The 22008-nt window shown below is 60.3% G+C and carries 22 protein-coding genes and 2 pseudogenes; 10 read left to right on the top strand and 14 right to left on the bottom strand.

Features of this window, described 5'->3' with window-relative positions; translation table 11 throughout:
- Positions 1 to 32 precede the first annotated feature (32 nt).
- Positions 33 to 959, bottom strand: coding sequence for a fatty acid desaturase (locus AB3X96_RS39835; RefSeq protein ID WP_368594076.1), 927 nt, complete (start codon positions 957 to 959; stop codon positions 33 to 35).
- Positions 956 to 1687: a hypothetical protein gene (locus AB3X96_RS39830; RefSeq protein ID WP_368594075.1), complete on the bottom strand. Its 732-nt coding sequence runs from the start codon at positions 1685 to 1687 to the stop codon at positions 956 to 958. The genes AB3X96_RS39835 and AB3X96_RS39830 overlap by 4 nt, the downstream gene beginning before the upstream one ends.
- A gap of 80 nt (positions 1688 to 1767) precedes the next feature.
- Between AB3X96_RS39830 and AB3X96_RS39825 the strand changes: the two genes are divergently transcribed.
- From AB3X96_RS39825 to AB3X96_RS39815, 3 genes and pseudogenes are all read left to right on the top strand, one after another.
- Entirely contained in the window at positions 1768 to 1980 is a 213-nt protein-coding gene (locus AB3X96_RS39825) for a hypothetical protein (RefSeq protein ID WP_368594074.1), read from the top strand.
- Positions 1981 to 2228: 248 nt separating this feature from the next.
- Positions 2229 to 2792: a DsrE family protein gene (locus tag AB3X96_RS39820; RefSeq protein ID WP_368594073.1), complete on the top strand. Its 564-nt coding sequence runs from the start codon at positions 2229 to 2231 to the stop codon at positions 2790 to 2792.
- 88 nt (positions 2793 to 2880) lie between these two features.
- Positions 2881 to 3093: pseudogene (locus AB3X96_RS39815) on the top strand (diguanylate cyclase); the annotation flags it as partial.
- Between the two features lie 100 nt (positions 3094 to 3193).
- Here AB3X96_RS39815 and AB3X96_RS39810 read toward each other — a convergent pair.
- Positions 3194 to 4543 (bottom strand): YopT-type cysteine protease domain-containing protein, encoded by a 1350-nt coding sequence (locus tag AB3X96_RS39810; RefSeq protein ID WP_368594072.1) that lies wholly within the window; start codon positions 4541 to 4543, stop codon positions 3194 to 3196.
- 1028 nt (positions 4544 to 5571) lie between these two features.
- Between AB3X96_RS39810 and AB3X96_RS39805 the strand changes: the two genes are divergently transcribed.
- Together AB3X96_RS39805 and AB3X96_RS39800 are read left to right on the top strand one after the other, a co-directional pair.
- On the top strand, positions 5572 to 5907 hold the full coding sequence (locus AB3X96_RS39805; protein ID WP_368594071.1) for a hypothetical protein: 336 nt from the start codon (positions 5572 to 5574) through the stop codon (positions 5905 to 5907).
- A gap of 100 nt (positions 5908 to 6007) precedes the next feature.
- Complete coding sequence (locus AB3X96_RS39800; protein WP_368594070.1) at positions 6008 to 7000, top strand: S41 family peptidase; 993 nt, start codon at positions 6008 to 6010, stop codon at positions 6998 to 7000.
- A 374-nt stretch (positions 7001 to 7374) separates the two neighbouring features.
- Here the strand turns inward: AB3X96_RS39800 and AB3X96_RS39795 are convergent, their stop codons facing one another.
- Positions 7375 to 7614 carry a hypothetical protein gene (locus tag AB3X96_RS39795; RefSeq protein WP_368594069.1) on the bottom strand — a complete coding sequence of 80 codons (240 nt, stop codon included), beginning with the start codon at positions 7612 to 7614 and terminating at the stop codon, positions 7375 to 7377.
- A 51-nt stretch (positions 7615 to 7665) separates the two neighbouring features.
- Here AB3X96_RS39795 and AB3X96_RS39790 point away from each other — a divergent pair, with 51 nt between their 5' ends.
- The gene (locus tag AB3X96_RS39790) at positions 7666 to 8313 is read left to right on the top strand and encodes a hypothetical protein (RefSeq protein WP_368594068.1); all 648 of its coding nucleotides are present in this window, start codon (positions 7666 to 7668) and stop codon (positions 8311 to 8313) included.
- Positions 8314 to 8342: 29 nt separating this feature from the next.
- On the opposite strand, the gene AB3X96_RS39785 is transcribed toward AB3X96_RS39790, so the two are convergent.
- The 4 genes from AB3X96_RS39785 to AB3X96_RS39770 all read right to left on the bottom strand — a co-directional run bounded on the left by AB3X96_RS39785 (position 8343) and on the right by AB3X96_RS39770 (position 11907).
- Complete coding sequence (locus AB3X96_RS39785) at positions 8343 to 8720, bottom strand: hypothetical protein (protein ID WP_368594067.1); 378 nt, start codon at positions 8718 to 8720, stop codon at positions 8343 to 8345.
- 7 nt (positions 8721 to 8727) lie between these two features.
- Positions 8728 to 9558: a hypothetical protein gene (locus AB3X96_RS39780; protein ID WP_368594066.1), complete on the bottom strand. Its 831-nt coding sequence runs from the start codon at positions 9556 to 9558 to the stop codon at positions 8728 to 8730.
- 987 nt (positions 9559 to 10545) lie between these two features.
- On the bottom strand, positions 10546 to 11451 hold the full coding sequence (locus AB3X96_RS39775; protein ID WP_368594065.1) for a hypothetical protein: 906 nt from the start codon (positions 11449 to 11451) through the stop codon (positions 10546 to 10548).
- 234 nt (positions 11452 to 11685) lie between these two features.
- A complete protein-coding gene (locus tag AB3X96_RS39770; RefSeq protein ID WP_368594064.1) occupies positions 11686 to 11907 on the bottom strand; it encodes a hypothetical protein in 222 nt (73 codons plus the stop codon).
- A gap of 599 nt (positions 11908 to 12506) precedes the next feature.
- Here AB3X96_RS39770 and AB3X96_RS39765 point away from each other — a divergent pair.
- Positions 12507 to 13409 (top strand): alpha/beta fold hydrolase, encoded by a 903-nt coding sequence (locus AB3X96_RS39765; RefSeq protein WP_368594063.1) that lies wholly within the window; start codon positions 12507 to 12509, stop codon positions 13407 to 13409.
- A gap of 66 nt (positions 13410 to 13475) precedes the next feature.
- Here AB3X96_RS39765 and AB3X96_RS39760 read toward each other — a convergent pair whose 3' ends face one another.
- The 5 genes from AB3X96_RS39760 to AB3X96_RS39740 form a co-directional block, all read right to left on the bottom strand.
- Positions 13476 to 14291: a hypothetical protein gene (locus tag AB3X96_RS39760; protein WP_368594062.1), complete on the bottom strand. Its 816-nt coding sequence runs from the start codon at positions 14289 to 14291 to the stop codon at positions 13476 to 13478.
- 309 nt (positions 14292 to 14600) lie between these two features.
- Positions 14601 to 15260 (bottom strand): class I SAM-dependent methyltransferase, encoded by a 660-nt coding sequence (locus AB3X96_RS39755; RefSeq protein ID WP_368594061.1) that lies wholly within the window; start codon positions 15258 to 15260, stop codon positions 14601 to 14603.
- A 16-nt stretch (positions 15261 to 15276) separates the two neighbouring features.
- The gene (gene mctP / locus AB3X96_RS39750) at positions 15277 to 16800 is read right to left on the bottom strand and encodes a monocarboxylate uptake permease MctP (protein WP_368594060.1); all 1524 of its coding nucleotides are present in this window, start codon (positions 16798 to 16800) and stop codon (positions 15277 to 15279) included.
- Entirely contained in the window at positions 16797 to 17033 is a 237-nt protein-coding gene (locus AB3X96_RS39745; RefSeq protein ID WP_368594059.1) for a DUF3311 domain-containing protein, read from the bottom strand. Before AB3X96_RS39745 ends, mctP begins: the two co-directional genes overlap by 4 nt.
- 329 nt (positions 17034 to 17362) lie before the next feature.
- A complete protein-coding gene (locus AB3X96_RS39740; RefSeq protein WP_368594058.1) occupies positions 17363 to 18154 on the bottom strand; it encodes an SDR family oxidoreductase in 792 nt (263 codons plus the stop codon).
- 143 nt (positions 18155 to 18297) lie between these two features.
- Here AB3X96_RS39740 and AB3X96_RS39735 point away from each other — a divergent pair, with 143 nt between their 5' ends.
- A complete protein-coding gene (locus AB3X96_RS39735) occupies positions 18298 to 19161 on the top strand; it encodes a LysR family transcriptional regulator (RefSeq protein ID WP_368594057.1) in 864 nt (287 codons plus the stop codon).
- Positions 19162 to 19319: 158 nt separating this feature from the next.
- The gene (locus tag AB3X96_RS39730) at positions 19320 to 20222 is read left to right on the top strand and encodes a LysR substrate-binding domain-containing protein (protein WP_368594056.1); all 903 of its coding nucleotides are present in this window, start codon (positions 19320 to 19322) and stop codon (positions 20220 to 20222) included.
- Positions 20223 to 20384: 162 nt separating this feature from the next.
- Here AB3X96_RS39730 and AB3X96_RS39725 read toward each other — a convergent pair whose 3' ends face one another.
- Entirely contained in the window at positions 20385 to 21287 is a 903-nt protein-coding gene (locus tag AB3X96_RS39725; protein WP_368594055.1) for a LysR substrate-binding domain-containing protein, read from the bottom strand.
- Positions 21288 to 21574: 287 nt separating this feature from the next.
- On the opposite strand from AB3X96_RS39725, the pseudogene AB3X96_RS39720 reads away from it, so the two are divergent.
- Positions 21575 to 21856 (top strand): annotated as a pseudogene (locus tag AB3X96_RS39720) (transposase); the annotation flags it as partial.
- Positions 21857 to 22008 lie beyond the last annotated feature (152 nt).

Here is a 22008-nt window from a genome sequence, read left to right as displayed (position 1 = left end):
GTCAGGGCAACGAGTCGAAGGATCGTTGGGCATCAACGTGCGACGGTGCTGGAGGGCAGTGATACGGTGCCTGCCGGGGCAGCGTCGCTCTTGGTGAGCCAGAGGCGCGGGCCGGCTTTCATCCAGTAACGGATGAAGCGGGTCAATGAAATGGGGGCAGCGCTGGGATCGTTGCGCAACCGCGTCGGCGCGCTGTACCACGGCAACCCGGGATGCCGGTGGTGCACCCGGTGCAGGGAGCGGTGCAGGTTCAGCCAGCCAAGGCCGAATGGCAGCGCGATATCGTGCGTCACCGCGCCTGGATCGCGCGGGTTCGACGACGCTACGGCAACACCGTAGTGTTCGGCCTGAGTCAGCACGAAGTCGAGCCAGGCATGAAGCGCGAGCGGTATCGCGTAGGCCCAAAGCACGGCTCGCGGCGCCAGCCAGGTGCAGCAGGCGAGCAGCGCCGCGACGCCGAGCATGCCCGCGAGAGCTTGACGGCGCGCGCTGCGCCGAGCCGCCGGCACCATCGACCATGCGGTTCGATTGATGTGGAATGCCACCCAGGGTAGCTCCAGCGGCGCGAGCAGCCAGACCCAGCGCGTGCGCCAGCTGAGCGCGTAGAGGCGGCCTTCCGGATCGGCGTCGCTGCAGGTTGCGCGATGGTGCTGAAGATGAAAATACCGGTAGGCGACGAAGTTCACGCCGAACAGCGCGGCGCATACTGTGCCTACGATGTCGTTCGCGCGCCGGTTCGACAGGAAGCTGCCATGCACGCTCAGGTGCTTGGCCTCCTGGCAGCCGCCGATCAGCAGTGCCTGCGGCAATGCCAGCAGCGCGCGCAGCCATGGCTGCGCGGTGTGTACGATCAGCGCCGTGTTCGCCACGACAGCGAGCAGGAACAGGGCGCCTGCCAAGTCGCGGGCGAACGCCGAGCGCCCGGGCGCTCGGCCGCCGCCTCTGGGCACAGGGTTCATAGCAGACGTGTCATGCGGCGGGTAATCCGCTGCACCGCCGGCAGTGAGATGGAGCGCCAGAGCGGCCCTAACGCGGCGAGCGGAATCGCGCCGCGCAGCATGACGCCATGATCGAGCGACGGCTCATGGGGGAAGTAGTCGGGCTTCACAGAGACGATTTGCTTGAATCCGCGCGAATGGTAGTAGCGCAGTTGCGGATCCGCGGGCAGGCTGCCGCGCTTGTCGAAGACGTAGTCCTCCACGGGGGCGTGCGGATGGCGCCGCCGCCAGTCGCGCAACCCTGGGACGGGGGAGCCGAGGTAGATCTGACGCCAGCCGCCCTTGAGCGCGTGAGGCCAGAAGAAGTTCAGCAGCACCTCAACGCCGATCGGGTCGCGGCTGCTCAGGCTGATGCCGAACAGGGATGAGCTGCGTCGGGCGCTCGGCAGCAAGGTGCAGTCTTTCCAGGTAAAGACGCGCTGGCAGAAGTCGTCAGGCACCGGCTTGAGAAACAGCGACGCGAGCATTCGGCCGGTTCGCGAGCAGAACGCGCCAACCGCGAGTTCAGGGTGGTTTTCGATGCGGGCGCGCAAGTCGTCTTGGGATGCGGCCTGGTCCTCGCTCCACTTCTCGCATTCAAGATCCAGCAGCGCAGGCAGGTCGCTCGTTGTGAGAAACCGTGCCCGCGCACGCGGCGCGGTTTGCGGGCGCGCCGCCATTCCGATCAGGAAATTAAGGCTGTGATCCATATATTGGGCCGGCAATGGGGTGCATTCGAGCGAAGGCAGCCGTTGCTTAAAGAGGCGATATCTCGCCAGATTTCAATGTCATGACCGTGACAAGAGGTGAGTTGGGGCGGCGTGCTTGGGCGGCATTCGACGGCTGGCTTGCCGCCAAGGAAAAATTGAGTGGCAGTAAACGAGCGGCATTAAATGCGTTCAACAAGTGGGTTGGAAATAACGACAAGAATGTTCGATATTTACGATATGACGTGGTATTCGTGTTTGAGTCGAACCCGCTGCTTCGTGGCCGGCCTTTTTAGACTCGTCGGTGTGGTGTAACTAGTCTCCGCCTTTAAAAAGCCCGAACAATTCTCCAAGCAACTTTCGCGAAGTGGCGACCAAAAAAACGAAGCAAGAGGCGGAAGAGAGAGACCTGTCACATCAAGCAAAACTGGGGTGCATAAACTCACAATCATTCACGCTTTGTAACAGCCGCTTCCGGCGCGACGCGCTGTCCTGCTGCGAATCGGCTGGCGTGCGGCTCATATTGCTTGAGAAGAGGTAAGCCATGTTCAATCCGAAGTCGTCGATTTCCGGGTGCGTTCTTGCCGTCACCTGTGCAGGGGCGTTCGCCGCTCCGCCCTCGGAAACGCCTGACTTTTGGATCACGCCGACCATCGCGGGTTACGGCAAGATTCACATGCCGAAGGCCGCCGCTTACACGCCAGCAACAAGGCAGCACTACAAGATCGTCTTCGCCGTGACACGCGGGGCGCAGAGCCCGTCGCAAGTCAACGAAAGTCTTGATCGGGTGGCCCGATCCGTGAATCTGTACGTCGCCTCGGGCGTGCCGATCGAAAATCTGCACTTCACCGTGATCGTGTCCGGGGCGGCCACGCCGTTGGCGCTGGACGATGCTCACTATCGCGCGAAATTCGGCGTATCGAACCCGAACCTGCTGCTGATCGACGAACTCAGGCGTGCCGGCATCGACGTGGCGGTCTGCGCTCAGGCGCTGGCCGAGTACGACTTCGACGAAGAATGGAAGGCCCAGGCCGTGACGCTGGCGTTGTCCGGGCTGACAACGGCCACCATCCTCGAGCAACAAGGCTACTCGTTATTTCCGCTGTAGCCTTGGCGGGCGCGGTGCCTGAAACAACAATGGCCGTCCCCGTTTTGAGTCCAAGGCTCGGCACGCCGAATGACCGGCCGTCCCGCCTCAGAAGATTCGCGGGGCGATCAGCGAACTGGGCATAGAACATCAGGGCAGACAATACGGGCGCATCACTGCCAGCATCGGCACCGCGAGCTGGGCGCCGGAGCAGGATGGCGATGCGAGCTACGTGATCAAGGCGGCCGACTACGCGCTCTATCGAGTCGACCTTGCGGGAGCGTTGTGCGGCCAGACAACAAAAATGGGCCGTGAGTCATAAGACGAACGCCAGCCGGCCGACGGCCTTGCGTGGAGATTCGCGAAGTCATGTATGGTTGTGCGAATCTTCGTCGTGCGTCGCCGCGAGGCGCACGATCCGACTATTTCCCGGCGCGGAAGCCTCGCGGAACCAGACCGGCAAAGCGGGATTTCGCCTTGTCCGAGAAGTGATCGATCGAATTCCGGACTTTCGTGCGGAATATGTCCGTCTGTGTCAGCCCGGCGCTCAGCGCCGCGTTCTCATAGCCTCGGGTGAGCGTGACGTCAACGCCCTCACAGCCTGCTTCATACGCTTCGACGTCGTCTTTAAATGCTTTCAGAGCAGTTCGATCGCTCACGAAGCCGACGCCCGAGACATGTCCGCTGGCCTTCTCATCGTGACGCGCTTCAAGTGTTTCGACCAAAACATGCGCCTTGTTCGATAGATTGACCAGCGAGAGCGCGAACATCTGCCCCGCCTCCTGAACGATGTCGAGCTGCCTGGTGTCAAGCTTGCGTCGCTCGGCCATTGGGGTCCATCGGCTACGCTCCTTTAACTTCGTCAATTGCACCTCAAGCGCGGAGGCCGCGGTGAGGGATCGGTCGATCAGACCCGAGAGTTCGCCAAAGCTCTCGCCGTCGTTTCGATGAGCGTCGCAGGAAGCTCGCAACTTCCGGAGGTTCTCCATTGCCGTGCGCACCTGACGACGCTGCGTGTAGAAGGAATTGAGCTCCGGCCGCGGCGATCCCTGCCGCACCGACGAATCGTCGATCAGTGCGACGTGTGACTGGTCATCAACTTGAGCCTCCATGAAAGCCACTTCAGCGGGCTCGGTAAGAACCGACAGGCCCCGCTCGGGACCGAACAGGTACCGGCAGAGAACCTCGTCGACCCGATCAACCGGGACCCGCATTGTGCCGACGTTAGGATCGAAGATGACGTAGTACGGATCTTCGTGTGCCGCCGGCGTGTATAACGCAATCGCGTGTGAGGCAGCGTTTCCCTGAGCATCTTGCATGCCGTAAGTCACGACTGTGTGGTACCGCCCTTGTCGTCCCGGCCTCGGAGTGTGCTCAGCCAGGTCCGATGAGCTAACTTCATCGGTGCTCTCACGCGAGAATTTCGATTGATTGGAATATCGCAGCCCCATTGGCTCGGTTGCCACACTTTCCATGGCGAGGTTAAACCCGTTTTTGATAACGGACGCTGTTTGGCTTTGGCTTAACCCTAACTTCGCCATACTCTGATAGAAATTCTCGTGAACAACATCACCCGTACGTTGCATGGCCACCGCCGAATGAATCGATGTAAATCCGGCTGTTTGCTGCGTCAGACCAACAAGGCCCTGTTGATTCTGAGACTCACGACGTTGCACCTCCGGCCGTCGCATGAACTCGGCATGCGAAAGCATGAATTCCGCGCAGATTCCAATACAAAATCCGGCTGGTACTTCATGAAGGACGTCATGCAACGTGCCCGCGTTCGCTTGACTGAATGGCGCGACGACATACTCCTGCCAGGCGTGATGTCGAACCCCGGGCGCAAGCCCCTGCGGCGGGCTCGCTGGTGGCGTCTTTGGCCGGTGTGACCGAACCGCAGTTTCGCGCCCTCTCGAGTCAGTGCGTATTGCACCTGCCGCAGAAAGCACATTGCTTGCGCGACTGTTACTGGACTCGGGCGCTGTTCTCAGTTCGCCGACGAACTTTTGCCTGGTGCTGCTCTTGCGGCTCGTAGACCGAACATTGGAGGCATGCGGAGGAGACTCTGACGACTCGGCGGCTGCAACACTGTTGCTCTTGAGTGACGTTATCGGCGCCATCGTGCGATTTATGTGGGTCGGTGACGGATCGAGTTTAGATTAGCGGAGTTGCCGCGAGGGTAAGCGGCCGTGTCTCGCGTTACCAGATGTAGTGGCTTGGCCGCCCCCTTCGCAAACATGCGTACCGCTTCGCATGGCCGCTACTCTTGGATGTCGTTCTCGCGCTCGACGGGACCTTGGGTGAAGAGCCGTACCGGGTGCGCTTAAACAACACCGACCGAAAATTCGCCCTGCTGCGCCGTATCGTCAGATCTTCTGCAACGCGGGAGCCACATCGAACGTTTCCGGGAAGAAACGGTGTTGCGCCGAGCGCCGGCTTTTTGCGCCCACGGCTCATTGTCTAGAATCGGTCGTCAAGTGTATGGCACCCGAAACGGGCATAGGTGAATCTTCACGAGCCCAACTGAAGGAGAGTGAATGATGGCCGCCAACCGTTCGCTACGCGTGCTTGTCGAGAAATGGCTTTGGTCATGTTCAGAGGCCAAGGTCCGGTTCGTTCGGCTTGATGGCAGGCGAAGTTCGCGACGCGTCCGAGTCGAGGCGCGGCGAGCGGAAGGGCCCGTCATCCTCTTTTTCTTTCAGCACAACGACGGTGCGTGGCGAGTGTTTCCGCCCGCGCCCTACCGGGTGTGCATGGCAGCCTGAGCAGGCGTCCTGCCACATAACGGTGAGGATCACGCATGAAACTGCATGACAACGCTCTTCGACTGATCGAGTATTTGCACGACAACGCCCCTGCGACGGTCGCGCAAATTGCGCTGAATGGTGTGCTGAATGCGCGCGACGCCTCAGTTGCCATTCAGTATGGAATTCAACGCGGCGTATTCGAGCGGATCCGGCATCCGGGCGCGAAATCGGGCGAGCGCGTTCAATACCGGCTGACGGGGCGTCCGTTGTCTCACGGCAAGGACCAAGTATGCGCGCCCTCATTTGATGCACTGCTCGCGGCATGGGGCATTGTGAGCGTCTCACCGGAGTGGCCCGACGAGCGTAAGCAGGTGGTGTCGGCGAACTGAGATCATCGCCGAATTGCGACACGTCCTTGCGCGTGACGACGAATTGAGCCACGCGGCGAACGACGCATCGCCAGCTTCAATCCGGCAGCAGCCTTACTCCATGACAACGCTATTTTCGTATCAACTCGTTGCTTACCGCACCTTGAAGGCGATTGCCCTGATGGCAATGCCGCTGTTCGCATTCGGTGCATCGCAAGGCCCCCTGTCGGACGCCGACATTCGCGACATCACGCAGGTGATGAGGAAGGATCTGTTGGACAAGTATCCTTTTCCTGACGTGTCGAAGCGCTATTCCGATACGATCGCGAGGCTCGCCGCCGCCGGACGTTATAGCCACATGGACGCTTGCGCTTTTGCCACGAACGCCGGTGAAGATCTGCAGGCGACGCACAGCGACAAGCACTTGCGCCTGGTCTGCGATGCCGAGGCGCGCGCGCAAGCGGCTGCCCAGAAGTCGGCTCAGGTCGCAGGTCCAATTGCGCGCGACGGCGTAAGAGAGGTCGAGCTGCAATCTGGCTTGTCGCTGGCCTATATCGATGCCAGAGGTCATTGGAGCGCGACGACGCCGACTTACCTATCCGTCGTGAACGCGATGAACGGCACCGCAACCGCCAGATCCGTCATCATCGATGTTCGCGACAATCCGGGCGGCAGCGGCACGGTGGGCCGGTTGCTGGCCTCATACTTTTATAACGTCGGCGAAGAAAAGTTTTACCTCAATGGATTCTACAAGGATCGCAGTCAAGACGAGCAGGAGTGGACATACGCCTATGTGCCGGGTCGACGCAATCCAAATGCCAAGCTGTACATTCTTGTCAATTCGCATACGGCATCGGCGGCGGAAGGTTTTGCGTTCGCTATGCAGAATCTCAAACGTGCCGTCATCGTGGGGCAACGTACCGACGGAGCTGGAATTGCCGGCGGATTCGTTCCACTCGGACATGGGTTATACATGTTCCTTCCGATGAAGATGGTGGTAGCGCCTCATTCCACGTTGGGGTGGGAAGGCAAAGGCGTAGTGCCCGACGTCGTCGTTCCTGAGGGTGAGGAGAAAGCGGCCGCGATCGCGCTTGTGAGACGTTCCACGCAGTAGCCCACGGGCGCGAAGCAGCGCGTGTGACACCGGCTTCGGCAAAAACACCGCAACTGAATGGGATCGCTGGGTCGACTCTCAGTCGAGATCGGAATCACTGTCCGTATGAAATCGGAGAATTTGTCGGGGACCGGCAATGTCTTCGACGAAAATTCTCCATCGAGTCCTTTATCGAATTGGGTTTTCATCTTGTGCCCGGTGTCCCAGGAGATATTCCCGTCGGGATCGAAGGCCTCGTGCGCGATATATTGCTTTTCGCCCGAATACGCTTGTCCTACACGATTGGTTGATCGGTGAAGAATGAATGAACCGGCGTTCGGGTTGAACACCTCTCGCGGTGAGGCTCTCGCGCTGTGCTCAACCTCATTTGGAATTTATCCGCCCGCCATCGGCACGATCATGCTCTTCTGGCTATCCGCAGCGGAACGCTCACGATGCGAGCCCATGAGGAAATCCCCATTCCGCGCGACGAAGGCCTCGATGTTTTGCTCGGCGCGGACGCCAAATGTTCGGTGGTTTGAACCGCAATTCAGGGCTTTCGCGCCGCGGCGCGAAGCACCGTTCGAAAGAGCGAAGCAATTTTGCGCGCCATGGCGTGAATCGATCGGTGGCATGCAACGCGTCGATATAATGCCAGCGTCATCATTCCCTTCCTTGTAGTGATCGTGTCGTCCAGAATCGACTCCCTCCGCGGACTTTCTTCCACCGTTGCTTTGCCGCTTGAACCGAAAGCGAAGGGGAACCGGACATCGACGACGAGCGCGCTGCTCAACGAGGGGGAACTAAGCGCACTTGCCCGGTTTTCGCCGGGCAGGACGAAGAAGTCGCCCCTGAAGGTGTCTCTTGCCCCAAAGGACCCGCATTTGCTTGCCGATGGGACCGGCAATCCGACCATGAAGTTAAAGCTTGCCGAGGCATGCGAAGTATTGCGACAGAACGGTGGAGATTGGTTAGAGGCTAAGATAAAAACCGGCTTGTCGCTCGGTGAACTCGGTCGCTATATTGACGAGCGTGTGGGCGACTACCAATTGAGCCTGGCTGGCAATGACGCGGTGGCAGGCATGAAGGCGACCGTCACGCCGGATTTGCTGCGCCATGCGAAAGCGCTGCTCGACGCGCCCAGGATTGCGCCGCTGTCGCTGCGAACGATCGCCGCGAAGCTTGCGATTCCGCACAATACCATCGGACCTTGGCTCGAGCAGGTCACGCGGAGCGATGGGCGCAAGCAGTGGCAATTGGGCAAACGCGCCATGGCGGAGATGAACGACGCGCCGCCCACGTATGAAGAGGCGACGGACTTTCGTGAGCAGTAGTCGTTATGTCGCGACGACTCGCTGGGAATTTAAAAGCGTGACGTCGCCACACGCCGGAGAGCGGCATGGCCCAATTGGGCTTTTTTGTTCGCGCGTGCGACGGGCTTCAGTTTGCTCAGAAGAGTACCGAACCCAAGACCCTCTTTTCGGCTTCTGGGCACCTGAGCAAGCTTGCCGACGGGCTGAGCAATCAAATGGACCATTTCAGTAGGGACTTGACTGTGAATCCGATCGCGGACTGAACGTTTCGTAGTGCTCGCCTTCTGGCTAGTAGAGGCATGTACTGTTGGGCCGGTTTCGCGAATGCTCAGCCCGATTGCCAGCTTGAGTGCATCTGCGTCAGTCTTCGCGATGCGGTCTGCGTCCGCCTCCGGATCGCGAAGGGCGGCCAGCTGATCTACTGTCAAGAATTCCTCATTCCTTGGGCCTGCCCGATGGGCATGACCTGCACGGGCTCGACTTGTTGGCGGCATCCAGATTTCGTCGAACGGCCTCCATCGCGGCTTGGTACCACTCCGGGCAGGACTCTGGACGCTCCAGAAGATTACTTCGCAAAGCATCGATCGTCGGTCTACTTCTCGGCGGGACATCTTCCGGGGCCTGAAGCCACCATTGGAATCTTTGTAGGCGGCTCACCCCGCGAATGTTTGAACCTAAGGTCTGGTGTTCGATTTCTTGGGCTGTGACTTTGTCGAAGTGACCGTAGGCCATTGCTACAGACTCGCCCCCAGAAAAACCAGCCGAACACAACCGGATTGCGTATCTGTAGTCAGCATCCCCGGGCTCGTCGTGTTTCTTTTCGGGGCCTCGCAGCGGCACAGCGATGTTTGCGAGTCTGGCAGCATCCATCAGCCCGTAGCCGTTCATTTTCAGAGCATCAAAGTAAGGCCACGGTCCCTGGCCATTCTTGCGCGACGGCGCCCACTCCGCCAAAACGCCGTCGTTGACGTTGCCGCATCCGACAAAAATCACCTTACCTTTGAGTTCGGGCGGCAGATTCTTTACATGGTCGTCATTGAAGGTGGTGCCTATCAACGTGATCCGATCAAGACCTCCTCGACCAAACACTTGCAGAGCATTTTGCAAGTTGCTCGAGTCGTCCACGGTGATGCCCCGAGTCGCTTCCTCGGCACCCGCTTTCATCACGCCGATCCGCCGCATTGCGCTCCGACCGGTCTTGTCCAGGCGTCGGGCGACGTTGGTCCAGACCTCTGGAGGGGTGCGCGCGGCCAGCGAACTGGACATGGCATTCGGTCGGTCGCGTGCGGCGCTCGACTGCCGCTGCTCATCGATTGAAGCGATGTTACGTGCAGGGTCACGGGGTACGGCATAAGGCTCGACCGAACGGCCACCCGGTTTGATTGAATATGTCATCGATATTGAAGGAGCCCGAATAAGCGTGATCGATTCTGCCCGATATGGTGACGCGTGGATGGCGACTTGCGAAGTGCCGCTTCGAAGCCCGAAGGAGCATTGACCCAAGCCAGATCAAAGCGGCCAATTGGCAAGCATGCTTGAACGAGGTGCCGAGAATTTCCGCTCACTCCCCGGGGAACCATGCCGCACAAGGCCCCGATTCGTTGTTTCACTTTATTGGCGAAAATTCCGGATCCTGCTTTGCCTGGATTTGGAGGCCATGCATCATCCGCATGATCTCGAACAGAGCGCGACACGTCTGCTCCGATCAGTGCGCAATCGGCAACGTATTCATGCGTCGCACCGACGACGCGCCTGGCCTATAGCTTAAATCGCGGTGCCATCGCCGATGTACGCACCGCATGGAGTGCCCCTGCCGGCCGTGCCGGTGGTGACTGTTGCCGCGCGCGGCGTCGGCGCCGCAAGCTTCAACATGGGTTGGCGGGTCGAAACGCTCCGCTCATCGAGCGCAACGGTCGAAAGAATGCCTACCACACGAAGTGATGTGTCACACAGCGAATCGGAGCACTCCACGCGGTCGTCACGATCGAATGCCCGGCCACAGTCCGAATCCAAACGCGGGGTTGGCGAGGATGTTACGCAGGGGAAATGATGAGCATCCGGCCGACCCCGGCGGCGCGCGGCATGCCGATGAAACGGTAGAATTCCTCGTGAGCGAGGACGGCGGGATCGTAGTCGGGATCGCACAGCGCTTGAGAGGGCGGCGACGGCGGCGTCCCAGGCGGCGCGCTGCCCGGGCGACCTGACGTCGCCCGACGAGAAGCGTCGACTTCTGAACGAAAGGAGAATGACGGACTATTCGACAATCTCCGCGTGCCGCATCCAGTGGTATTTCATTGCCTTGCTTCTGAGTTCGCGAATCGGGACGCCGAACTCGGCGAAGGTCGCCATCAGGGTGGCGACTTCAGCCTTGCTGCGCGGCTTCGAGGCCGAGTAAGCGTCCGTCCGGCCCAACGCGACGAAATCCTTGCTGGACTTTTTGTAAAGGGCATTTATGGCTCTCAGTGCCGCCCGGATTTCCTCAGGGATCGGCTCGTTATCGTATTTTTCTTCGAGAAGATGTTCCCCGATCCTGACGCCGGCGAAGTAGGATCGCAGCGGACCACTGGCATTCGCAGCCTCTTGCAGTCCTTCCACATTGTTTTCCAGCAGCATGTTCTTGATGCTTGCTTGCGTGTTGCCCGCCATCTTTTCCATTCCTTCCATTGCACCCGCAAGCTTTTTTTTGATGGTCGTCATAGCCTCGGTGTCGGCGGGTATTTCGCCATCGTCTTCAATACGGATGGCATGCCGCCGCGCCGCCTTTTCCGCACGCAAGAACTCAGCCTCCAAGTCAGAAGCGGATCCGTCGGACACGGGGGGAGTGCTTTTGCGATTGTCGGCGCCGAGCACTTTAAAGGAAATCTGCGGGGCTGTTCGGAACCACCGCTCGTCCGGACTGGCGGGCGCGTCAGGAGGAAGTATCGATCCATACACGCCCCAACGGCGATTGACCTTACCTGTCTCGTTCCTTTCGCACCGTGTGGGAGAAGGGGCGCGTTTCAATCCATGGAAACGCTGCGCTTCCGCCGTGTCCGCGGAATTGCTTCGACCTGAACCCGGGTTGCGGGCGATACCGTTATTTGTCGGCGATGCATCTGCACTTCTAATAACAAAGTTGCGAATCAATGTTCGAAACGCAGTGGACCAATAGATCGTCATTTAGCACTCCAAGAAAAGCGGAAATGGTGAGGGTAGAGCATTTCCACGCCCCGAGGTTGACGAGGCACCGAAACTATAACTCTTTCCCGGCTGCAGTCTCGCTTGCATGCCAGGGGAGAGGCCCCCACGAAGCGGGCGCATTACATCGGCATTTGATAAGACGTAACACTCGAGTACATTTTCTCTGCCGTCCGGCAACGTAACCCGCAGCACTCAGGCCGGATGTCCCATTCCCTACGACTGACCCCAATCTTTGCTGTCGCGCGGCAATTGGCGGGGAATCTTCGGGGAATTTTCAGGTGATCGGGATCGATTCGGTAGGTCCCGGACATCGTCGGCAGCGGAGTCGCCGTGCAGTTCTTCGTCGGCTTCCTGAGCGGTCGAGAACATCCGCATCACGTTCTCAACGCCCCGTTCGGCCGCCGATCCGACAGGTCGGGAAAGGCTGTCGAGCATGATGGTGAATTGCTTGGCGACATGCGGACTCGTGGAGTTCCCGTTTCGCGCTTCGCTTACGGCCCACTCGGCAAGGCGGGTTGTCACACCCTTCGCCCTTCACACCACAAGTTCGCGGCCACGGCGAGATCGAAACGGTCGGTCCAGCACAATGGGTACTTGCAATCACGAATGAGTTCGAGCATACGCAAGCCTTGCTCACTTCAGACAGCAGGATGCCCCATGAATGAAAATACCGATTTCGTCGGCCTTCGCCGGTCAACAGACGGCGCCGTCAACCGTCCGGGCGGGGTGCCCGGCGCAACAGTCAGGCCAACGAAGTTGCTGGAGATCCTGGCGCCAGGCGTGGTGGCAATGGTCAACCGAGTCGCAATCGAGCAGGAACAATTGGACGCCGCCGTGAAGGCAAGCGGCCAGCGTGACACTACGGCGTTGCGCGAGTGGCTCACGCAGCGCCTGATTGCGCGCGAGGTTCTCAGGCAGCATGCCGAAAATGAGGGGTACGGACACCGACTCCCGACGTGGGCTTGCTATCGTGAGCGCTCCGCTGCCGGAAGTGTGCGAGCGGGCAAGCCGGCATGGTTGCCTGTCGCACGCCGATGCCCGGCACCTATGGCCCGGTGCGGTCCGTATCAAGCATGGAGTCTGGTAACACAATGAGCAATATTCAAACGTCACACATCGACACGACCGGTGCGGCATCGCACGCACGAAATCCGGCATCTACGATTGCATGCGCGGCTTCGGCCCCGACAACGGAACTTCGCAGCGACTGCAGGACATTCGTCCTGGTACACGGCGCGTGGCATGGCGCATGGTGTTGGACCCGGGTCGCTGCGAGACTGCGCTCGCAGGGTCATACGGTCCTCGTGCCAACACTGGCAGGGCTTGGGGAGCGAGCTCATCACCTGAGCGGATCTATCAATCTCGGTACCCACATTCAGGACGTCGTGCGCCTGATCGATATGGAGGACCTGGAGAACGTCGTTCTCTGCGGTCACTCGTATGGCGGCATGGTGATCACCGGCGTGGCCGACCAGCGTCCCGACACGATAGGCGCGTTGATCTATCTGGACGCTTTCGTCCCTGAAAACGGGCAATCAGTATTTGACTACAGTTCCGCCGAAATCGTTGCGACGAAACTCGCTTGGGCGGCCGACAATGACGGCTTCTCGATTCCGCCGCCGCGCGCCACGATGCTCGGCGTCAACCGCGAAGACCAGCCGTGGGTCGACGCGAAGTGTTCGCCTCAGCCGCTCGCGACATTTTGCGAACGGATCAGGTTGACGGGCGCGGCATCGCGCGTCGCAAGGAAGACGTACATCCTCGCAACCGGCTGGCAGGGCTCGCCGTTCACACGGTTCTATGAAGCGTGCGCAGCCGATCCGCAGTGGTCGACCAGGACAGTTGATGCAGGGCACGACGTGATGATCGACGCGCCCGACAGGCTTGCCGAGATGCTCACCTGCGACGACTGCTCTCCTGCGCAAACGGGGCGCTGACAGGGAAGCATAGCGGGGCGGTTCGACGACGCGAGCAACCTTCCGGTCGAATTGATGAAAGCGGACCTATCTGGTTATCTTGTGTCTTGGGGCGAGGGGGGGCCTATTTGGTCGCCGCCCCGTTGACGTGCCGGGCCCCGGCGAGGAAACCGGTTGCGATGCCTCGGCCCATAGATAGACGATCTTTTTTGGAAGGCTTACGAGAGGCAACGCATTGTCAATTGCGACGGCGGTTCTCTGATGGCTGTCTTCCGTGTCCAGGAGCTTTGCCAAGAAGTCGCGCGCAAGACCGAACGTCTTGCTGTCGGTTCTGTCAGCGACGTACAGGTCGTGCCTCACCTTGATCTGGCGCTTCAACTCCCCCTTGTTGTGCAGCAGACCCTTCGTGATCATCCCAGGAAACGCTCTCTCTACCGCCGCAATGGCAAAAGCGTTCGGAATTTCCTGCGCGCGCTCGCTCGCAAACTGGTGACGGAATTGCGCCCACTTGTCGTTTCTCTTGATCGCCTTGGCGGGATCGGTCGAATCGCCATAGAGCGTCACCATGGCTTTCAATGAAGGCAAGTTGTTTTTCCGGGCAACCGCTTCGAGCCAGCGGTACACATCTTTCTTTCCGTCCACCGACAGCATCTCGTGCAACGCGGCCTGGGCAAAGCGAATCTCGTTTGCGGTAAAGGGTCGACGCACTGCGCCAGACGCTGGCGCGCTAATCGCAGGGCGGGTGCCGGACCAACCAGTTTTTTCACTCGTCGGACCGGGCATGCCCGGTGGCAAGCCGTGTTCAGCGTCACCCCCAATGCGTGACTTTTTGCCTGGTTGGTTGCTTGTTTGCTCATTTTGCGTGCGGCCAGTGGCACGCTTCAGCAGGTTAGTTAATCTCACGGAAGTCGTCCTCTTAACGAGAGACGATTCTGCCTATCCCTAGCGTTGTAGACCGCGCAATCGCGAAGCTGCGCCACCCGCCGCGAAGCAAGTCGGTTCGATTCTCCAGGGCATACTTACGGGGATGGAGTTGCCGTTGTGTTCATCGAACCCGTTCTATCGGTGAGCGGATTGCGACGCCGCCAGGTGTTCGACGATCGGTTCAGGCAGTCATCCGGTTGTGCATTTTCCCGGGAAAGGAATGATCCGAAAGGCTTTCCGGCCAGACTGCAAGTTCGACAATCGCGAAATTTAATGAAGCGTGTTGGATCATTTGCAAGTGGCTCGCACAAGAAGGAACTCGCGACCGGTTTGAGCGGCTGCGTACGCGATCCGCTTTTCGGCGTAATGTCCGATATGCACGAACTCGAATCCTGCGTCGAAGCATGCCCTGCGAAACGTCAGTGGATCGTACACACGAAAGCCATGCTCGGCGAACGGCACAGGGAGCGAAGCCTCGGGCGTCATGGCGGCGATGACCAGCGCGCCGTCGTCGCTCATCACCCGACGTATCTTCCGCAACCCAGCTGTGAGATTCGGCCAGAAATAGACAGCATTGATCGAAATGACCTTGTCGAATGCTTCGTTCTCGAACGGCATGTCGGTCACGCTGGCGGTTTCGAGGTGAAGCTGTCCATTTTGGATTAATTGCGCATTGCGCGAACGAGCGGCCGCAATCATGGTGGGTGATGTGTCAATGCCGGTCAGCGTCAAAAAAGGCGCGAGGGCGAGCGCCGAAGCGACATGGCCACCGCTTCCGACACCGATTTCAAGAATACGGTCTCCCGCTTGCGGATCAAGCTTGCGGTAGGCCGAGTCGAACACGCCTGCGTTGACTCGTTCCATCATATGACCGACGGCTTCGCCGACCGCTCCGGTGTGGCAGCGCAATTGCGAAAGCAGGGCGTCACGGACAAGTTCGTCGACCATCCCGGATCCGATAGGCTCAGGTTTGCAAGTCACGTTGGATTCCTTTGGTTCGAGATTGGGCCGACCGCATCGAGCAAGCGAGCACGACGGCGACATTGACGAGAAGTGCGATCACGGCTGCATATGCCGGCACGGCGACGCCAGCCAGATGCAAGGTGAAGCTGGCGCTGCGGAAGCCGTTTTGCGCGACCATCCATGTACCGGAGGCAAGACCGGCCGCGAGGCCTGCGAAAACGCTGCGGGCCCGCGCGGAAGGCACGAACAGGCCGAGGACGACCGCGGGCAGCGTTTGCGTGATCCAGATGCCGCCCAACAATTGCAACTGAATCGCGAATTGAACGGGTACGAAGAGTACGAAGGCGAGTGCGCCGAACTTGACGAACAGCGAGGCTTTCTGCGCCATTCGCGTCTCCTGTGCGGCGGAGCAGTCACGGGCAGAGAACGGCCGCCACACGTTGCGGGTAAAGAGGTTCGCTGCAGCGATCGACATGATTGCGGCGGGAACCAGCGCGCCGATGCCGATCGCCGCGAAGGCTATACCGGTGAACCAGGGCGGGAAGAAGTGCTGGAACAGCGCAAAGACAGCGAAGTTGGGCCCGTATTGTTTGAACTGGGCTGCATATTCGGGCATAGCACCGACTCCTGCAGAAAGCGCCATCACGCCGAGCAGTGCCACGAACACGAGCATCAGCGAATACGCGGGAAGCAGCGCCATGTTGCGGCGAATGACACGCTCGGAGGACGACGCCAGGGTCGCCGTCATTGCGTGCGGATATAGCAGCAATGCGAGCGCGGATCCAAGTGCAAGCGTTGCGTAACTCGAGTAGCCATTGAGGCTCGTGGCGTCAGGCGTCTTGAGTAGCAGCTTCGCTGCGGGCAAGGTTTGGAACATATGCCCGAAGCCGCCGAGCCTTGCAGGAATGACGACGATAGCACCGATGACGGTTGTATAGATCAGCAGGTCCTTGACCACCGCGATGATGGCGGGCGCGCGAAGGCCGCTCGACCACGTGTAGATGCCAAGCACTCCGAACGCAACGAGAAGCGGCAATTCGCCCCGCCAGCCGTGTGTGGGAAAGCCGAGCGCGCCCAACGTGACCTGAACACCCACAAGCTGCAATGCGATATAAGGCATGGTGGCCAGGATGCCGGTCAGCGCGATTCCAAGTGCAAGCGCCCGGCTCTCGAATCGATGTTCGACAAAGTCGGCAACCGTCACGTGTCCGTGCTGCCGTGCAGCGCGCGATAGGCGCGGTAGCACAAGGAAGCCGAGCGGAAATGCGATGGCGACATACGGAATTGCAAAGAATCCTGCGGCCCCTGCCGCGAATACCAGTGCGGGTACGGCAACGAAGGTGTACGCCGTGTAAAGGTCGCCGCCAATCAGAAACCAACTCATGAGGGTTCCGAAGCGCTGGCCAGCCAGGCCCCATTCCTGAATGCCGGAGAGATCGGCACACCGCCATCTTGAGGCAAGCATGCCAAGCACGCTGACCAATGCGAACAGTGCGACGCAGACGAGGACGGGCGTCGTGCTCATGCCGTATGCCCCTTTTCGTGAGTCGGATGTTCGCCCACCGGATCGAGGGAAGCTTGTACATCGAGAACATGTGCCACGGCTGTAAGAAGCGCGCCAGCAAGAACGCAGGCGGTCTGCCACCAATAGAAGAACGGCCAGCCATCGAGTGTGGGGGCGACACGGTTGTAGACGGGCACGGCAAGTGCGGCCGCGACGGGCGCGAAAAGGAGCAGCAGGGTGCGGAGCGATTTCATGCTTAAAAGCCCATGTGTTATGCAGGAACGGAAGCACGTCGCTGGACCGGACAGGCAGCGGATGCTTGCGTGCGCACGTTCGATCGTGGTAGCGACTCAATGGCGAGCGGCCACCACATGCGGTAGTTGAACTCTCCGACCATGCGCTCGCTGCGTGAAGTACGTAATGCTAGGCGGCACATTGATTTCGAGAAAGCGGGGGCCGGATGAAATAGAGTTTCCATGACGAAACGATGATCCTGGTCGATCCGATGAATCGGGCACTACAGATGTTATGTCGTGCCTGTTGGGCCGGACCAGGAGTCTCTCTGCCATAGGGAACACGGGATTCAGAGCATGCCACGCCCGAGTCCGCCGTCTACCTGGATGGTGGTGCCATTGATGTAGCCAGCCCGCCCGGAGGCCAGAAACGCCACGAGCGCAGCGAGCTCATCCGGTCGACCGAGGCGCTTGAGGGGCACCTCGTCGGCCAGTTCGGCCAGGCCTTGCTCCTCGGTTTTTCCTTCGGCCAGCTTGTTCTTCAGCGCGGACTCGCGAATCCGGTCCGTCAGGATCATGCCCGATGCGACGTTGTTGACCGTGATACCGTAGTGGCCGGCTTCCCGCGACAGCAGCTTCGCCAGACCAACGACGCCCATCCGCATGCTCGTCGACAGGATCGACCCTTGCACTGCATGACGCACCGAGAAGCTGATGATATTGATCACGCGACCCTCGCCCGAGCGACGCAAATACGGAAGCGCGAGACGTGTAAAGCGCGCGACGGACAGAAAGCTCAACTCGAATGCGTTTTGCCACGCGGTATCGTCGAATTCCTGGAATTGGCCGAACGGCGGCCCGCCAGCATTGTTGACGAGGATGTCGAGCGCTCCGAAACGGGCGACCGTGTCGTCGATTGCGTTTTGGGCGTGGTCCTGACTTCTCACGTCGACTACAAGCGCATCGGCGTTTGTCACGCCTGCTTCGCGCAGTTGCGCGAGGGCCTGCGCATGACGTTCACGGTTGGAGGAGGCGATCATCACATTTGCGCCTTCGCGTCCGAGTTCGATCGCACTCGCGAGGCCCAAGCCCCGCGACGCGCCCAGCACAAGGGCGGTTTTGCCCGTCAGATTCAGTTTCATGACACGTTTCCTGTTACGTTGATGTGGACTAACTCTAAACACTGCGCAACGGAACATAAATGGACGAAACCGGAAGGCCATGTTACAAAAATGAAATGATCGGGCTATGCTGTAATCACGCCTCATACCCGAACGGGCCTGACATGGACTGGAATCAATTGCGCTTCTTTCTTGCGGTGTATCGGCATCGCACGCTGGCAGGGGCATCGCGCGAGCTGAGCAGCAACTCGCCGACTGTGAGCCGCCAGCTTTCGGCGCTTGAACACGCGCTAAAGGCCAAGCTGTTTATGCGAACGCCCCGTGGTTACGTCCCCACGGAAGTCGCAGATGCGCTGATCGACGCTGCAAATCGTATGGAATCCTGCGCGCTCGAGATCGATCGTCGCGCATCCGGTGCGGACGCAGCATTGAGCGGGGTCGTACGCATCGGCACGTCCGACGCGCTCGGCACCGGCTATGTATTGCCGGCCATCGCATCGGTGCGGCGCGCGCATCCGGCCATCCGGATCGAAGTCGACATTGCCTCGGCGTTTTCGAGCCTGTCGCAACGCGAAAACGACATCGTGGTGCGCAATGTACGCCCCGAGGAGTCGGCGACGATCGTGCGCCGACTACCGGGGCTGACGACGGCGCTGTATGCGAGCGACGACTATCTGGCGAGAGAGCCACCGCCGCGGAACCTTGTTGGCGTGCCCATGCACGAGATCGTCACCCTCGTCGGGGGCGGAAATATCCGCTGGTTTCCGCCGCTTTATCCGCTCAAGGCGAAGATGCGCGAGCCGGGACTGCAGGTGAACTCGATGCTTGCGCTCGTATCCGCATTGCAGGCGGGCGCGGGCATTGGTGAACTGCCCACCTATATCGGCGACGCGGCGCCCGGGCTGGTGCGCGTGTTGCCGGACCTCACCGCGGCCTACGACGTGTGGCTCGGCACGCACGGCGACCTCCATCGATCCGCCCGCGTGCGAGTTCTCCTGGACGCGATCGTGCGGCGGTTTGGTGGCTGACCGCGCGCCGTGTCCTCGAGGCGGCGTGACGATGGCCGGCAGCCAGCCGCGGGGGGATGCAGCAACGGGGACGACGCCGTGAATGCCCCGAGCCTGCTTCACCGGATAAGTTGAAACTGACCTAAAATAATTTCATCGTTGCCAGACGGAACGATAAGGTGTTCGATCTCAACGATTTGTATTATTTTTCGGTGATTGTAGAAAAGCGCGGCTTTTCCGCAGCGGCCGACTCAATCGGCGTGCCCAAAGGCACGCTTAGCAAGCGCATGCGTGCCCTTGAGCAGGCGCTGGGCCTGCGTCTCGCCAACCGGACCACTCGCAAATTCTCGCTGACCGAGGCAGGCGTTGAATTTCACGCTCACTGCTTGCGTGTCGTAGGGGAGGTCGAAAAGGCCGAGCAGTCGGCGCGGGAGCGCCTTTCAGAGCCGGTCGGGCGCGTGCGCATGACCTGCCCCGTCGGAACCGTGCGCCTCGCGCTTGACGATCTTCTCCCTGTCCTGATGGCAGAGCATCCGAAGATCGACATCGACCTGTTGGCGACCGACCGCTACGTAGATCTCATCGAAGAAGGCTACGATCTTGCGTTGCGCAACCATTCCGAGCGGTTGCAGAACTCTTCGCTGATTGCCCGGCCCGTCGCGCAAACGCAATGGACACTCGTGGCCAGTCCGGCATTTTTCCAACGCGGACTGCCCGACGCGCCACAGGACCTTGACGGCGTTGTTGGCATTCAGCTAGGGCGCCGGGACTCGTCGAGCACATGGCTCCTTCATGCGGCCGACGGACGCACGGCCACCGTTTCATTCCTTCCTAGATTGCGATGCAACGACGCGCCGCTTGCGCGCCGTGCTGCAGTTGCAGGACTGGGGGTGGCGGCCCTTCCGTCGCCGATGTGCCGGGTGGATATCGCGAATGGAAAGCTGGCGTGCGTACTGCCGGATTGGCACGTTCCCCGCGGTACACTCAGCTTGGTCTTTCCGTCGCAACGCGGTATGACTCCGGCCCTGCGAACCGCGGTAGATTTTCTGGTGGAAAGGCTTCCTGCTTACATCTCTGATTGATTCCGCCGATCAGCGCGCAAATGTTCCTTTCGTGCCATGCCGCCGTCGGATGTTGGCATTGATCCCGGAACTGGGCAGTGCGCGGGTAATTTGCCTCCCGGTGCTCGGCCGTCAGTCTGTTTGATATTTTCAGATGCGCTGCAGATTCGGTCCGCGATAGCATCAATCATTGAGAAAGTCAGGGAGCGCTTCGGCGAGGAAATCGATGGTTGCTCGCAACGCGGGCGTCATGCCCCGCTGCGACGTAAAGACGAGACTGAGCGTCCCTCGCGGGATGTGCCAATCGGCAAGTACGCGCGCCAATCGTCCTTCCTCGATATCGGTGCGGCACAGCGGTGATGGCAGCGCGGCCACGCCAATCCCGGCAATGGCCGCGAGGCGCGCAAACGGAGCGTCGTTACAGTACATTCGAGCGCGATACGAGACAGTTGCGGTGCGGCGGTCGTCCGCGTGAAGCAGCCAGGCATTGGCCGAGTCGCGGCGCGCTAGCTGTATGCCTGCGACGCCTTCGAGTTGCTGCGGCGTCGCAGGCAGGCCCTGCGGAAAGTAACTCGGCGCCGCGACGAGAATCACGCGCGTCTGCGCGACCGGCCGCGCGACGAGCGACGAACTCTGCAACGGTTCGGTATGGCTTCGCAAGGCGAGATCGTAGCCTTCGTCCACAAGATCTACATAGCGGTTGGAGGTCATCAAGTCGAGGTCGATCCTCGGATGCCTGGCCATGAAGGCGGGCAACAGTTGGTCGAGCGCCATGCGCACGATGCCGGTGGCGCATGTCACGCGTACGCGTCCGACTGGCTCGACCAGGCGAGCCCGGGCGGCCTGCTCGGCATTGTGGATCTCGCTCATCACGCGCACGCAATGCGCGTAAAAGTCGGCGCCCGCTTCGGTCAAGGAGAACTTCCGGGTGGTTCTGTTCGCGAGCCGCAGACCGAGCGTCTTCTCGAGGGCGCTCACCCTTTTGCTCAGTGTGCCCTTGGGAACGCCGATCGATTCCGCAGCAGCCGAAAAGCCGCGCTTTTCGACCACGACGGAAAAGTAATACAGGTCATTGAGATCGAGCATGATGTCGCCCCATGCAGCGCGGACTCGCGCAATCGGCGCTGGGCGTAGGGCCTCACGCCCCTGCCATGTCAGAGGGACGACGTGGCGCGCTCGCGGGCGTCACCAGAACCGCAATATCGCAACCCTACCCGCGCCCGGTCATTTTACGCAGAAAACCCCCGAATCATCCCCGCCGCCACGGTATGGTGGGTAGCCTCATCGATCAGGACGAGGTGTCCGTTGGGCGGCGACAGTCATCTTGCGCCGGACTTCATGCTTGACGCTCTGCAGTCGAAGCACTCGAAGTGGCCCACCGGCATGGCCAGCTGCAATTCTTCGGCGGGTACACCGGGCTCGCGGATCCCGCCGCCTTTGCCCGGTGGCTCGTGCCGCTGCGTGCCTGCGAATGGGTGGTCTACTCCACGCGCCCGTTCGCTGGACCAGAGGCGGTGCTCGAGTAACTCTCACGCTACACGCACCGCGTCGCCTTCTCCAAGCAGCGCCTGGTCGCCTTTGATGAGCGTGGCCGGACGTTCCGCTGGAAGGACTACCGTGCGACGGGACGCACCCGCTACAAGACCATGACCCTCGAGATTTTGGGGAATTCATGCGCCGCTATATGAACGCGTCCCGTTTGCAACAGTTTTCTTGTGTTCAGACAGACAGGATGGGCTGCGGCTCTATATCCGGCCTTGTTGCAGTCGGTATTGCTGCCTGCGGGCCTCTATGAAATACGCTGACT

Origin of the sequence: Paraburkholderia sp. BR13439, from assembly GCF_040948805.1 — a bacterium.
Taxonomy (GTDB): Bacteria; Pseudomonadota; Gammaproteobacteria; order Burkholderiales; family Burkholderiaceae; genus Paraburkholderia; species Paraburkholderia youngii.
The sequence above is the reverse complement of the archived record's forward strand: the minus strand, read 5'-3'. Positions and strand labels throughout refer to the sequence as shown.